Annotated in this window: 12 protein-coding genes; 5 read left to right on the forward strand and 7 right to left on the reverse strand. The window is 72.8% G+C overall.

What is annotated here, in order from left to right:
* The first annotated feature begins 4 nt into the window (after positions 1–4).
* Both ACH4KB_RS23910 and secD read left to right on the forward strand, forming a co-directional pair.
* The gene (locus ACH4KB_RS23910) at positions 5–625 is read left to right on the forward strand and encodes a hypothetical protein (protein ID WP_398067929.1); all 621 of its coding nucleotides are present in this window, start codon (positions 5–7) and stop codon (positions 623–625) included.
* A gap of 35 nt (positions 626–660) precedes the next feature.
* A complete protein-coding gene (gene secD / locus ACH4KB_RS23915; protein ID WP_398067930.1) occupies positions 661–3,090 on the forward strand; it encodes a protein translocase subunit SecD in 2,430 nt (809 codons plus the stop codon).
* Between the two features lie 79 nt (positions 3,091–3,169).
* Here the strand turns inward: secD and ACH4KB_RS23920 are convergent, their stop codons facing one another.
* Positions 3,170–4,000 carry a helix-turn-helix domain-containing protein gene (locus ACH4KB_RS23920; RefSeq protein WP_398067931.1) on the reverse strand — a complete coding sequence of 277 codons (831 nt, stop codon included), beginning with the start codon at positions 3,998–4,000 and terminating at the stop codon, positions 3,170–3,172.
* A gap of 100 nt (positions 4,001–4,100) precedes the next feature.
* On the opposite strand from ACH4KB_RS23920, the gene ACH4KB_RS23925 reads away from it, so the two are divergent.
* Positions 4,101–4,406 (forward strand): 4a-hydroxytetrahydrobiopterin dehydratase, encoded by a 306-nt coding sequence (locus ACH4KB_RS23925; protein ID WP_398067932.1) that lies wholly within the window; start codon positions 4,101–4,103, stop codon positions 4,404–4,406.
* 94 nt (positions 4,407–4,500) lie between these two features.
* Here ACH4KB_RS23925 and ACH4KB_RS23930 read toward each other — a convergent pair whose 3' ends face one another.
* Positions 4,501–5,463 (reverse strand): LysR family transcriptional regulator, encoded by a 963-nt coding sequence (locus tag ACH4KB_RS23930; RefSeq protein WP_398067933.1) that lies wholly within the window; start codon positions 5,461–5,463, stop codon positions 4,501–4,503.
* Positions 5,464–5,675: 212 nt separating this feature from the next.
* Between ACH4KB_RS23930 and ACH4KB_RS23935 the strand changes: the two genes are divergently transcribed.
* Positions 5,676–6,617 carry a class I SAM-dependent methyltransferase gene (locus tag ACH4KB_RS23935; RefSeq protein ID WP_398067934.1) on the forward strand — a complete coding sequence of 314 codons (942 nt, stop codon included), beginning with the start codon at positions 5,676–5,678 and terminating at the stop codon, positions 6,615–6,617.
* Between the two features lie 43 nt (positions 6,618–6,660).
* Here ACH4KB_RS23935 and ACH4KB_RS23940 read toward each other — a convergent pair whose 3' ends face one another.
* The 4 genes from ACH4KB_RS23940 to ACH4KB_RS23955 form a co-directional block, all read right to left on the reverse strand.
* Positions 6,661–7,128, reverse strand: coding sequence for an RICIN domain-containing protein (locus ACH4KB_RS23940; RefSeq protein WP_398067935.1), 468 nt, complete (start codon positions 7,126–7,128; stop codon positions 6,661–6,663).
* A 109-nt stretch (positions 7,129–7,237) separates the two neighbouring features.
* Positions 7,238–8,074 carry an aldo/keto reductase gene (locus ACH4KB_RS23945; protein WP_398067936.1) on the reverse strand — a complete coding sequence of 279 codons (837 nt, stop codon included), beginning with the start codon at positions 8,072–8,074 and terminating at the stop codon, positions 7,238–7,240.
* 115 nt (positions 8,075–8,189) lie between these two features.
* Positions 8,190–9,989 carry an AMP-dependent synthetase/ligase gene (locus tag ACH4KB_RS23950; RefSeq protein WP_398068139.1) on the reverse strand — a complete coding sequence of 600 codons (1,800 nt, stop codon included), beginning with the start codon at positions 9,987–9,989 and terminating at the stop codon, positions 8,190–8,192.
* A gap of 383 nt (positions 9,990–10,372) precedes the next feature.
* Entirely contained in the window at positions 10,373–11,266 is an 894-nt protein-coding gene (locus tag ACH4KB_RS23955; protein ID WP_398067938.1) for a LysR family transcriptional regulator, read from the reverse strand.
* A 172-nt stretch (positions 11,267–11,438) separates the two neighbouring features.
* Between ACH4KB_RS23955 and ACH4KB_RS23960 the strand changes: the two genes are divergently transcribed.
* On the forward strand, positions 11,439–12,494 hold the full coding sequence (locus ACH4KB_RS23960) for a bile acid:sodium symporter family protein (protein ID WP_398068140.1): 1,056 nt from the start codon (positions 11,439–11,441) through the stop codon (positions 12,492–12,494).
* A 96-nt stretch (positions 12,495–12,590) separates the two neighbouring features.
* Here ACH4KB_RS23960 and fdhD read toward each other — a convergent pair whose 3' ends face one another.
* Positions 12,591–13,439 carry a formate dehydrogenase accessory sulfurtransferase FdhD gene (fdhD, locus tag ACH4KB_RS23965; protein ID WP_398067939.1) on the reverse strand — a complete coding sequence of 283 codons (849 nt, stop codon included), beginning with the start codon at positions 13,437–13,439 and terminating at the stop codon, positions 12,591–12,593.
* Positions 13,440–13,453: the final 14 nt, after the last annotated feature.

Below are 13,453 nucleotides of genomic sequence, written 5' to 3' on the forward strand. Positions count from 1 at the left end.
CCAGGTGCGATCTCTGCTGGCCACGCTGGTCCTCACCGTCCTCACCCTGGTCGGCGGCGCCGCCTCGGTCACCGGCGTCGCGCTCGCCCCGCCGACCTCCCGGAGCCTCGCGCCCGTCGTCACCGCCGCCACCGCCGCCTCGGCACCCACCGCACCGCAGCCCCAGCACGCCGGGCACGACTCCCGGTACCGCGTCGGGCACCACGCCGGGCACGACTCCCGGTACCGCGTCGGGCGTCTCGGCGGATCCGACCGCTGGGGGCCGGAGCGCCCGAGCGGGGTCGTGGCCGAGGCGTACACGGGTGCGGGAGCGGGTGCGGTGGCGCAGGCCGGGCACGAGCAGTCCGGGGCGGCGGCCGATCCGGCGCAGGCCCCCCGGGCGGGCACCGGCCGGCCGTACCTGCTTCTTCACGCGCCGCCGCCGCCGCACGACGCGCTGACGCCCGCTCCACCGGGGGCGGCCGAGCCGCGCGCCGGCGTGCAGCACGTCGTCGCGGATTCCTCCGACGTACCCGGCGGCCGCAGGGGCACGCTCCCCGACGTCCGGGGACCTCCGGGCAGGACCACCGGTCCCACGACCGGTCAGCCGTCCTGTTCTGCCGATCCGGCGCCGCGTCCTCACTGAGGTGAGGGCGCTCGGCGCCCCACCGGAGGATTTCCATGACTCGCGCCACCACGGTGCGAGCGGTCCTGGCTGTCGCCGTGCTGCTCGTCTCCGTCTACATCAGCCTGACCATGTCGCCCAGACTCGGCCTCGATCTCCAGGGCGGCACCCGTATCGTGCTCCAGGCCCGGGACACCGCCACCGTCGAGGCGGACCGGGAGACCACCGACCGCACCCTGGAGGTGCTGCGGCAGCGCATCGACTCGCTGGGCGTCTCCGAGCCGACCCTGACCCGGTCCGGCGAGGACCGGATCATCGTCGAACTGCCCGACGTCCAGGATCCGCGCCAGGCCGCCGAAGTGATCGGCCGGACGGCCCAGCTCACCTTCCACGCGGTCGAGGGCCCGGCGGCCGGGGAACCGGCCGAGAAGCCCTCGGACTCCGACCCCGCCGCCGCCGCCCCCGACCCAGCCGCCGGCACCGCCGCCCCAAGTCCCCCCGCTGCCCCGAGTCCCACCGCCGACCCCGGTTCCACCGCCGACCCCGACGGGCTGACCCTCTCCGACGAGCAGGGCCGCGCCCTCGCCCTCGGCCCCGCCCGGCTCTCCGGCGCGGGGGTCGAGGACGCCACCGCGGGCTTCGACGCGCAGGGCGGCGCCGGCTGGAGCGTCTCGCTCGAATTCCGCAAGGACGCCGGTCAGGACTGGAAGCGGCTGACCGGCGAGGCCGCCTGCCATCCCGCCGGGGACGACCGCCGGAGGGTCGCCATCGTTCTCGACGAGAAGATCATCTCCTCGCCGCAGGTCGACCCCTCGGTCGGCTGCCGGGCCGGACTGCCGTCGGGGGCCACCCAGATCACCGGCTCGTTCAGCGCGGACGAGGCGCGTGACCTGGCGCTGCTCATCAAGGGCGGGGCGCTGCCCGTGCCCGTCGAGATCGTCGAGCAGCGGACGGTCGGCCCGACGCTCGGCGCGGCGGCCATCGACGCGAGCGCCCGGGCGGCGCTCATCGGCGCGGCCGCCACCGCACTCTTCATCACGCTCGTCTACCGACTCTTCGGCGCGCTCGCCGCCGTGGCGCTGGCCGCGTACGGGGTGATCTCCTACGCCGCGCTCGTCGCTCTCGGTGTCACGCTGACGCTCCCCGGGCTCGCCGGTTTCGTTCTCGCGATCGGGATGGCGGTCGACGCGAACGTCCTGGTCTTCGAACGGGCCAGGGAGGAGTGCGCCGAACGGCCGAAACGCTCCCTGCGCTCCGCCCTGGCCACCGGATTCACCAAGGCGTGGAGCGCGGTCGCCGACTCCAACGCGACCACGCTGATCGCGGCCGGACTGCTCTTCTTCCTGGGCTCGGGTCCCGTCAAGGGCTTCGGGGTCACCCTCGCCATCGGGGTCATCGCCTCGATGTTCTCCGCGCTGGTCATCGCCCGCGCGCTCACCGAGATCGCCGCCAACTTCAGCTTCGTCGGCGACTACCGGAGCGTGAACGGCATCGCGCGCCCCGGCGGCGTGCGGACCTGGCTGGTCCGCAAGGACCCGAAGCTCTTCCGGAAGCCGGTCCGCTGGCTCGTCGTCTCGGCGGCCCTGGTCGCCGTCGCCGTGGCCGGGATCGTGGTGCGCGGCGTCGATCTGGGCGTGGAGTTCACCGGGGGCCGGCTGGTGGAGTACTCCACCAGCCGGCCGGTCGACGTCGAGACGGCCCGGGACACGCTCGCCGCCGCCGGGTTCGGCGACGCCGAGGTCACCACGGCCGGGGACGGCGACCTGTCCGTACGCACAGGGAAGCTCGACAACGACGGCGAACACGCCCTGCGGACCGCCCTCGCCGAGGAGGGCGGCGAGACGACGAAGGTACGGGACGAGCTGATCGGCCCGAGCCTCGGCGACGAACTGCGGCGCAACGCCCTGATCGCCCTGGGGGCGGCCGTCGCCGTTCAGCTGGCCTACTTGGCGGTCCGGTTCCGCTGGACGTTCGCCGTGGCCTCCGTCGGGGCCATGGTGCACGACGTGATTCTCGTGGTGGGGGCCTTCGCCTGGCTGGGACGGCCGGTGGACGGCATCTTCCTGGCCGCCCTGCTCACCGTGATCGGCTACTCGGTCAACGACTCGGTGGTGGTCTTCGACCGGGTACGGGAGACGTGGGGGGCGAACCGGCGGACACCGCTGGACATCATCGCCCGCCGGGCCGTCCTCCAGACAGTTCCGCGCACGGTGAACACCGGGGTAGGCGCGCTGTTCATCCTGGCCACCCTCGCGGTGCTGGGCGGCGACTCGCTCGCCGACTTCGCGCTCGCCCTGCTCATCGGCATCTGTGTCGGCACCTGGTCCTCGGCGTTCACCGCCGTACCCGGAGCCCTCGTCCTGGAGCGGAGCGCCAAGGCCCCGCCGCCCGCCCCCGGAAAGGGGAAGGGGAAGGCGAAGGGCTCGGCGCGCGGGCGCGCGGGCGCGTCCCGGCGCGATCCGCTCGACAACGGAGCGCGCGTCTGAGGTGACCCCGCGCTCCGGCGCCACGACCGGCCGCCCCGGCAGGTCGTGGCGCCAGGGGCCGAAGGGCCCGGGGGCAGGGTCAGGACGGGACGTGCGCGTGCAGATAGGCGGCGGTCTCCCGGTCGGCGGGGAGGAACGTCTCGATGGCCAGCTCGGCCACCGTCACGTCCATCGGCGTGTTGAACGTCGCGATCGACGACACGAACGACAGGACCCGGCCCCCGTGTTCGAGCAGCATCGGCAGCGCGAACGCGACGGAGCGCTCCCGCCCCGTACCGCCCGCACCGTCGGCGCGACGGCCCGCCCCGGCCGCCCGCGCGGGGACCGGATAGGCGGCCACCTCGTCGTACAGCGCACGCAGCTCCGGTGAGCGTACGAGGGCGATCTGGCGGTCCATCTGGGCCAGCAGGTCCGCCCGCCACTCCGGGAGGTTCACGATGCGCGGGGCGAGCCCCTCCGGGTGGAGGGTGAGCCGCATGGCGTTCACCGGCGGGGCCAGCAGCTTCTCCGACACCCCTTCGAGCAGCAGGGCGACCCCCCGGTTGGCCGCCACCACCCCGTAGGTGCCGTCCACCACGAGCGCCGGATACGGCTCGTACGCGGCGAGCAGCTGGTCAAGGCTCTCACGGAGGGAGGCCATCGCGGGGTCGTCGAGCGGCGTCTGCGCGTAGCGGGGCGCGTAACCGGCCACCACCAGAAGGGCGTTGCGCTCACGGACCGGGACGTTCAGCTTCTCGGCCAGCCGCAGGACCATGTCCTCACTGGGCCGGGAGCGGCCCGTCTCGATGAACGAGATGTGGCGGGCCGAGGAGTCGGCGAGAAGGGCCAGCTCCAGCTGGCTGATGCGCCGCTGTTCCCGCCAGTCCCGCAGCAGCGGCCCTACTCCCGTGTCGGGCAAGACAGTCGTCATGCCAAGACCGTAACGTCACCGGCGGGCCGGGGTCGGTACGGGCCGCCCCGGCCCGCTGTGACGCATGCGCCGATCCACCGAGAACCACGGGAGCCGTTCCATGAGCGCAGAGCCGCTGTCGCCGACCGAGATCGACCGCCGGCTGGAGAGACTGCCCGGCTGGGCGCTGGAAGGTGACCGCATCACCCGGACCTTCCGGCTGCCCTCCCACTTCGCCGCCGCCGCGCTGACGGTCCACATCGCGCGGATCCAGGACGAGCTGAACCATCACTCGGACCTGACGCTCGGATACGACACGGTGGCCCTGTCCGTCCACACGCACGACGCGGGAGGCGCGGTCACGGAGAAGGACTTCGAGCTCGCCGCCCGGGTGGCCGGCGCCGCCCCGGCCCACGGCGCCGAATAGTCCGACGGCGCCGAATAGCCCGGCGGGGCCGATCAGCTCGCCGGGCCGCGCAGCGGTGGGCTGATCGGCCCCGGCCCCGGCCCCCGCCCGGGGCTCAGGCCACCGTGCCGAACCTCGGGTGCGCGCCGAGCCACCGGGCGTAGCTCGGGCTGCGCGACACCGCCTCCGCGTAAGCCGCGCGGGTCGCGCCGGCCACCGTCCCCGCCGCGGCGTCCGCGGCGGGGGAGTGCGGGTGCCAGCCCACCAGATGACGCCAGCTGAGCGGCGCGCCGGCCAGCGGTCTGGTCACCAGGCCGGGCGCCGGCGGGAACGTCGCCCGGCACAGCCCTATCGCCCGCCCCACCTGCACCAGATGGACGACGGACGCGGTGTCCGTCTCGTACACCGACACCGGGGTGAACCCCGATCGCGCGCAGGCCGCGGTGAAGCAGTCGGCGAAGCAGCCTTCGCCGGGGACGTCCGCCCAGCACTCGTCCGCGAGGGCCGCCAGCTCCAGCTCCGTCTCCCCGGCCAGGGCGTGATCCTCCGGCAGCATCACGAAGACCGGGTCCACCCCGACGACCTCCCAGACCAGCCGGTCCGCCAGCGGCGGCGGGCTCTCGCCGCACGTTCCGATCAGCGCGAAGTCCAGCCGGCCGTCGACCACCATCGAGGCGATCTCGGCGACCGACCACGAGGTGTACGTCGACACCGGCACCGACGGGTGGGCGGCGGCCATCCGGTCCACCAGGCCGCCCAGCAGCGGGCCGTGCGTGCCGCCCAGCCGGAACCGGTCCAGCGACCCCGTGGCATTGGCGAACCGCACCGCCTCCGCCTGGAGTTCACTGACCGCGGGCAGCACCACCCGGGCCCGCCCCAGCACCAGTTCGCCGAGCGGGGTGGCCCGCGCCCCGGTGTGGTCGCGGTCGAACAGAGCGCCGCCCAGGGCCTTCTCGATCCGCCGCAGCTGAGCGCTGAGGGCAGGCTGGGCAAGCCCCAGGGTGGCGGCCGCCTTGGTGAGGCTGCCCGTGTCGGCAATGGCACGGACCGTTCGCAGATGGCGCAACTCGAGCTCCATAAGGGCAAGTTATGGGCCCAGGAGCACCCCGGCAATATGTGCGCTGCGCCTACCGTTCGGTCGGTGTACACGGGGCGTACTCCGCCGGCCCGGTCGGCCAGGAATTCCGCCCTCCGGGCCACCCCCTGAACCCCACCAGCAGCCGGCCGCCTCGATTTGCCGGACCGGCAAAGAAGATTGCCGGGCGACCGCCCTTCGGGGAGGCTGATCCCATGAGCAGCCACGCCGGTCACGGCCACCACGACGCGCACGCACCCGCCACGCCCGTACACGCGCACGCCCACGTGCACGGTTCTGGCGGCGACCCCGCGACGGACATCGACTGGGACGTCCTCGGACCCCTGCTGGAGCAGGAGGCCGAACTGGGCGGCGCACAGTACGAGGAGGCGGCCCGCTGGATCGCCGCCCTGCCCACCGCGCCGAAGGTCCGCCGGGTCCTGGACATCGGCAGCGGCCCCGGCGTCGTCTCCTGCCTGCTGGCCGAGGTCTTCCCCGAGGCCGAAGTAGTGGCGGTGGACGCGACGCCCGCCCTTCTGGAACGCGCGAAGAACCGCGCACGACGCCTCGGCGTGATCGATCGCTTCCAGACCCTGGAGGCCGAACTCCCCGCCATCTTCGACAGGTTGGGCGAGGCCGATCTGGTCTGGGCGGGCAACTCCCTGCACCACCTGGGCGACCAGCGCGCCGCTCTGGCAGGCTTCGCCGGACTCCTGCGGCCCGGCGGCACGGTCGCGCTGGTCGAGGGCGGCCTGCCCACCCGACGGCTGCCCCGCGACATCGGCATCGGAGAGCCCGGCCTGGAGGCCCGTATGGGCGCGGCCGCCGCCACACGCTTCCAGCACATGCGGTCCGAACTCCCGGGAGCGAAGCGGGAGACCGAGGACTGGAGTGCGCTCTTCACCGCGGTCGGCCTCGTCCCGCAGGGCACCCGGAGCTTCCTCCTCGACCTGCCCGCCCCGCTCCCGGGTCCCGCCCGCGACCATGTCGTCGCGAGCATCACCCGCGAGCGGGAGGTACTGGGCGACCTGCTGTCGGCCGAGGACAGCGCGGTGCTGGACCGGCTCCTGGACCCCGAGGACCCCGAAGGCCTCCACCACCGCCCCGATGTCCACCTGCTCACCGCCCGCACGGTCCACCTCGGCCGCCGCGACTGAACCCGCGACGCTGTCCCGGACTACCCCGCTGCCCCGCCAGGACCTACGACACCGGCTCCAACTGCCACCACTGGAAGGGGGAGTCGGTGTCCTCCCACTGCTGAATCGTGCCGCCGTCCTCGGTGGAACGGTCCGCGACCTCCATGACGAGCCCGCTGATGAAACTCACCAGCGTCACCGTTCCGGGCGCCTCCGCGTGCTGCTCGATCAGCCACTCCTGGGCGCCGAAGTTGTTGGCCTTCCACTGCTGGATGCGGGTGCCGTTCGACGTATCGGCATTGGCCACGTCGAGCCGCTTCCCGCTGTTCTCGTTGACCAGGTGGAAGAGGGCCGCGCCCTCGTGCACCGGGGCCAGCCGCCACACCTGCGCGGCCGTCCCGTCGTCCTCGCCCTGCTGGACCCGGGCCCCACTGCCCTTGGCCGCGCCGTACACCTCCAGCACCAGCTTGCTGCCGACGTTGCGCAGGCGGTACGGACCCGCCTCGATGACGGGCGTGAGTTCGCCGCTCATGTTCCCTGTCTCCCCGGTTCGACCTGTGTACTGCCGTGCTGCCGCCGGCGCACCGGCTGACGACGGCGCCCCCACCGGGATCACGGTGGGGGCGCCGCCGGCCGGACGCTCAGGCGCCGACGTTGAACTCCGCCGGGTCGGGGCCGAGCCGCTTGCCCTCGTCCAGGGCCGCGAAGGCGGCGAGGTCGTCGGCGTCCAGCTCGAAGCCGAACACGTCGAGGTTCTCCTTGATCCGCGAGGGCGTCACGGACTTCGGGATCACGATGTTGCCGGTCTGCAGATGCCAGCGCAGCACCGCCTGGGCGGGTGTACGGCCGTGCTTCTGGGCGATGGCGACGACCGTCGGCACCTCCAGCAGGCCCTTGCCCTGGCCCAGCGGCGACCACGCCTCGGTGGCGATGCCGTGCTCGGCGTGGAAGGCGCGGAGCTCGGCCTGCTGGAGCTGCGGGTGCAGCTCGATCTGGTTGACGGCCGGCACCACGGAGGTCTCGGCGAGCAGCCGCTTCAGGTGCTCGGCAGGGAAGTTCGACACGCCGATGGCCTTCGCGCGGCCGTCGGCGAGGATCTTCTCGAACGCCTTGTACGTGTCGGTGTACGCGTCCTTCGCCGGCACCGGCCAGTGGATCAGGTACAGGTCGACGTAGTCCAGGCCGAGCCTCTCCAGCGAGGCGTCGAAGGCACGCAGGGTGCTGTCGTGGCCCTGCTCGCTGTTCCACAGCTTCGTGGTGACGAAGAGCTCGTCCCGGGCGATGCCGGAGGCGGTGATGGCCTTGCCGGTGCCGGTCTCGTTCTCGTAGATCGCGGCGGTGTCGATGCTCCGGTACCCGGTCTCGATGGCCGTGGCGACCGCCTTCTCCGCCTCGTCGTCCGGCACCTGCCAGACGCCGAAACCGAGCTGCGGCATGTCGAGGCCGTTGTTGAGGGTGATGGAGGGGACCTGGCTCACGAGCGATCGATCCTAACGTCGTCGGTTGATAACTCCCCACGACAACGACCGGGCAGGCCACAGCATTCCCACCCCCCTTCGGCAGCCTCGACCGTGTCGCCGCGCCGCCGCCGGGTCAGTGGTACAGCGCGTCGACCTCGACCGCGTACGCCGTCTCGATCGCCTTGCGCTTCAGCTTCAGCGAGGGCGTCAGCAGCCCCGTCTCCTCGGTGAACGGATGGGCCAGGATCCGGAACGTACGGATCGACTCGGCCTGGGACACCGCCGTGTTGGCGGCCACCACCGCCCGGCGGACCTCCATCTCCAGGTCCGGGTCCCGCACCAGGTCGGCCGGGCCGAGCGGGGTGCGGCCCCGCATCGCCAGCCAGTGGTCCACGGATTCCTGGTCGACGGTGACGAGCGCCGCGATGTACGGACGGTCGTTGCCGACGACGATGCACTGCGCCACCAGCGGATGTGCCCGTACGCGTTCCTCCAGACCGGCCGGGGAGACGCTCTTGCCGCCGGACGTCACCAGGATCTCCTTCTTCCGCCCGGTGATCGTCAGATAGCCGTCCTCGTCCAGCGCACCGAGATCCCCGGTGGCGAGCCAGCCGTCCCGCAGCACCGCCCGGGTGGCCCCGGGGTCGCCCAGATAGCCGGAGAACACGTTCGGCCCGTGCAACCACACCTCGCCGTCGTCGGCGATGTGCACCGACGTTCCGGGGATGGGCCGGCCGACCGTGCCGTACCGGGTGCGCTCGGGAGGGTTCGCCGTCGCCGCTGCGGTCGACTCGGTCAGCCCGTACCCCTCGAAGACGCTCACCCCGGCGCCCGCGAAGAACAGCCCGAGCCGGCGGTCCATGCCCGAGCCGCCCGACATCGCGTGCCGCACCCGGCCGCCCATCGCGTCGCGGACCTTCTTGTAGACGACCTTGTCGAAGAACTGGTGCTGCATCCGCAGCCCGGCCGAGGGACCGGCACCGGCCCCGAACGCCTTCTGCTCCATGGCCTCGGCGTACTTCACCGCGATATCGACGGCCTTGTCGAACGGCCCGGCCCTGCCCTCCGCCTCGGCCTTGCGGCGGGCCCCGTTGAACACCTTCTCGAAGATGTACGGCACCGCCAGGATGAACGTCGGCCGGAACGTCACCAGGTCCGGCATCAGCGCGTTCGCGGACAGCTCCGGCTGGTGGCCGAGCTTGACCCGGCCGCGGACCGCGGCGATCTCGACCATCCGCCCGAAGACATGGGCCAGCGGCAGGAAGAGGAGGGTGGCCGCCTCTTCGCCGGGCTTGGAGTGGAACACCGGCTCCCAGCGCGTGACCATCGTGTCGCTCTCGAACATGAAGCCCGCGTGGGTGATCACACACCCCTTGGGGCGGCCCGTCGTCCCCGAGGTGTAGATGACGGTCGCCACGGAGTCGGGCGTCACCGCGCGCCGGTGCCGCTGCACCACCTCGTCGTCGATATCCGCACCCGCCCCGAACAGCTCGTCCACCGCTCCGGCATCCAGCTGCCACAGCCGCTTCAGTTGCGGCAGCCGGTCGATCACCGAGCCGACGGTCATCGCGTGGTCCTCGTGCTCGACCATCACCGCCACCACCTCGGCGTCGTACAGCATCCACAGGACCTGCTCGGCGGAGGAGGTCGGGTAGACCGGCACCGACTGGGCTCCGACGGTCCAGAGCGCGAAGTCGAAGAGCGTCCACTCGTAGCGCGTACGGGACATCAGAGCGACCCGGTCGCCGAACCGCACCCCGTGCGCGATCAGTCCCTTGGCCAGGGCCAGCACCTGATCGCGGAAGTCCGCAGAGGTCACATCACGCCACTGGCCCCCGGCGTCCTTGCGACCGAGCGCGACGCGGTGCGGATCGTCCTCCGCGTAGTCGAAGACCACATCGGCCAGACCGCCGACCTGAGGTGCCGCCGGCAGGGGTGGGACAGTGAAATCGCGCAATGACATGCTCCTCGTGGCGCTCCGCACAGCGCCGCGACGCTACCCCAAGCGGGGGCCCGGCGGGAGGGGCCCGGACCGCTCGGACACCGTGCCGTCCGCCCAGGTCAACCGTCGAAATCCGGCCAGATGGGCAAGGCTCGGGCGTCCGTCCGGCCCAGTTCTGACGGAGGGGTAAGCGGCTCGCGCCGGAATCTCCACCAAATCCGACCGCTGCGACCACGGTGACCACCGACCACCGACCACCGACCACCGCGAAGACCGCGACCACCGCGATCACTCCGAAGGCTGCGATCTCTCCGAAGACCGCGATCACCGCGATCACCGCGAAGACGGCGACCACCGTGAGTCCGCGGGGGCGGCTACGGTCCTTCCCCGCCGCCGGTCCCGCGGTGCAAGCGGTCGCCGCCCGCCAGGATCGCGGAGGCCAGCGCGTCGGCCGCCTCCTGCGCCGCGCCCCGGCGGTCCCCGTACAGCAGGACGAAGTCGACGCCGCCGAGCTCCGGCAACCCTGCCCTGGCCGGAACCGGCACCAGCCCCGGCGGGACCATCCCCCGGGAGTGCGCCATCACCCCCAGGCCCGCCCGCGCCGCCGCGACCAGGCCGCTCAGGCTCGTACTCGTGCAGGCGATCCGCCAGGCCCGCCCGTGCTCCTCCAGCACCTCCAGGGCGCGGGCGCGGGTGATGGCCGGCGGCGGGAAGACGACCAGCGGCACGGGGCGCTCCGGATCGACCCGCAGCTGCGGCGCGCCGACCCAGTCCAGCGCGTCCTGCCACATCAGCTCGCCATGCGTGTCACCGGTCCGCCGCTTGGCCAGGACCAGGTCCAGCCGGCCCGCCGCGAGCTGCCGGTGCAGCGTCCCGGACAGCTCCACGGTGAGCTGGAGCTCGACCTCCGGATGGTCGCGGCGGAAGGACTCCAGGATCTCGGGGAGCCGGGTCAGTACGAAGTCCTCGGAGGCTCCGAAGCGCAGCCGACCACGCAGCCGGGTGCCCGCGAAGAACGCTGCGGCCCGCTCGTGCGCGGACAGGATCGTCCGGGCGAAGCCGAGCATCGCCTCGCCGTCCTCGGTGAGATCGACGCGATGGGTGTCCCGGGCGAACAGTTGCCGCCCGGCCGCCCCCTCCAGCCGCCGCACGTGCTGGCTGACCGTGGACTGGCGGATCCCGAGCCTGCGCGCGGCCTGGGTGAAGCTCAGGGTCTGGGCCACGGCGAGGAAGGTACGCAGTTGGGTGGGGTCGTACGTGGCGTCCATGGGCCCACGTTATCGGGAACCGTGATGACAGTCAGAGCGGTATGCGTGATTCCCGATGGGCGGGAGCGGGAGCAGGATGGACGCCGAAACGGCCCGCCCGCCGCCCGCATGGTGGTTCGCCCGCACGGCGGACCGCCCGCACGGCGGACCGACCCCTGGAGACCCCGAGCAGATGACCCGCCGCATCCCGAGACCGCCGTCCTGGCTGCCGGTCGACCCCTACCTTCTGGCGCTGGCCGCGACCGTGGCCCTCGCGGCGCTGCTGCCCGCCCGGGGAACCGCCGCCGACATGGCGGGCGGGGTCTCCACCGGCGCGGTCTCCCTGCTGTTCTTCCTCTACGGGGCGCGGCTCTCCGCCGCCGAAGCGCTCGACGGGCTCAGGCACTGGCGCCTCCACCTCACCGTCCTGGCCTGCACCTTCGTCGTCTTCCCCCTGCTGGGGCTGGCGAGCGGCGGACTGGTGCCGTACGTGCTGACGCCCGAGCTCCAGGCGGGCTTCCTCTTCCTGTGCCTGGTCCCCTCGACGATCCAGTCGTCCATCTCCTTCACCTCGATCGCGCGGGGCAACGTGCCCGCCGCGATCTGCGCCGGATCCTTCTCCAGCCTCGCCGGGATCCTCGTGACCCCGCTGCTCGCCGCCCTGTTCCTCGGTTCGACCGGGGGCGGGTTCTCGGCGGACTCCCTGCTGAGGATCGTGCTTCAGCTGCTCGTCCCGTTCCTCGCCGGACAGCTGCTGCGCCGCTGGGTCGGCGGTCTCCTCACCCGGCACAAGAAGGCTCTCGGCCTGGTCGACCGGGGGGCGATCCTGCTTGTCGTCCACACCGCGTTCAGCGAGGGGATGGTCGCCGGCGTCTGGCGCCAGGTCACCCCGGCCCGGCTCGGCGCGCTGCTCGCCGCCGAGGCGGTCCTGCTGGCCCTGATGCTCACCCTGAGCTGGTACGGGGCGCGGCGGCTCGGGTTCGGCCGGGCGGACCGGATCGCCATCCAGTTCGCCGGGTCGAAGAAGAGCCTGGCGGCCGGGCTGCCGATGGCGACCGTCATCTTCGGGGCGCACGCGAGCCTCGCGGTACTGCCGCTGATGCTCTTCCACCAGATGCAGTTGATGGTCTGCGCGGTGATCGCCAAGCGCCGCTCCCTCGATCCCGAGCCGCCCGGGAACCTGGCGGATGCGGATCCCGCTTCCGAGGCGTTGTCGGACCCGCCGGTTACGGTAGCCGGTAGCCGGTAGCCGGTAGCCGGTAGCCGGTAGCCGGTAGCCGGTAGCCGGTAGCCGGTAGCCGGTAGCCGGTAGCCGGTAGCCGGTAGCCGGCGCCCCCTCCGCGCCTCAGCCCTGGCGTACCGCCGCCCCCAACGCGATCCGGTGCTCACCGGCGTACACGTTCATCGACGGGCCGCGCAGGAAGCCGACCAGCGTCAGTCCGCTTTCCGCCGCCAGGTCAACGGCCAGGGACGACGGCGCCGAAACCGCCGCGAGCACCGGGATCCCCGCCATCACGGCTTTCTGCGCCAGCTCGAACGAGGCCCGCCCCGAGACCAGCAGTACGGCCCGGGACAGGGGCAGCCGGTGGTCCGTCAGCGCCCGGCCCACCAACTTGTCGACCGCGTTGTGCCGGCCGACGTCCTCGCGGACGTCCAGCAGTTCGCCCTCCTCGGAGAAGAGCGCGGCGGCGTGCAGACCCCCCGTCCGGTCGAAGACCCGCTGCGCGGCCCGCAGCCGGTCCGGGAGGGCGGACAACAGCTCCGGGGCTACCCGCACCGGGGGAGAGTCGGCCACGGGGTGCCGGGTCGTCGTGCGTACCGCGTCCAGGCTGGCCTTGCCGCACAGGCCGCACGAGGAGGTGGTGTAGACGTTCCGCTCCAGCGTGATGTCGGGGACCCGGACCCAGGGCGCGAGCTTCACGTCCACCACGTTGTAGCTGTTCACCCCGTCCGCCGTCGCCCCGGCGCAGTAGACGATCGACCGCACCTCGTCCCCCTCGGCGATCACCCCCTCGCTGACGAGGAAGCCGGCCGCCAGCGCGAAATCGTCGCCCGGCGTACGCATGGTGATGGCCAGCGGTCGGCCGTTCAGGCGGATCTCCAGAGGTTCCTCCGCCACCAGGGTGTCCGCGCGGGAGGAGACGGCACCGTCCCGGATGCGGAGGGTGCGGCGGCGTTCGGTGGCCCGTCCCATGGGTGTGAACCCCG

It is taken from the genome of Streptomyces sp. NPDC017520, from assembly GCF_044329855.1.
GTDB lineage: Bacteria > Actinomycetota > Actinomycetes > Streptomycetales > Streptomycetaceae > Streptomyces.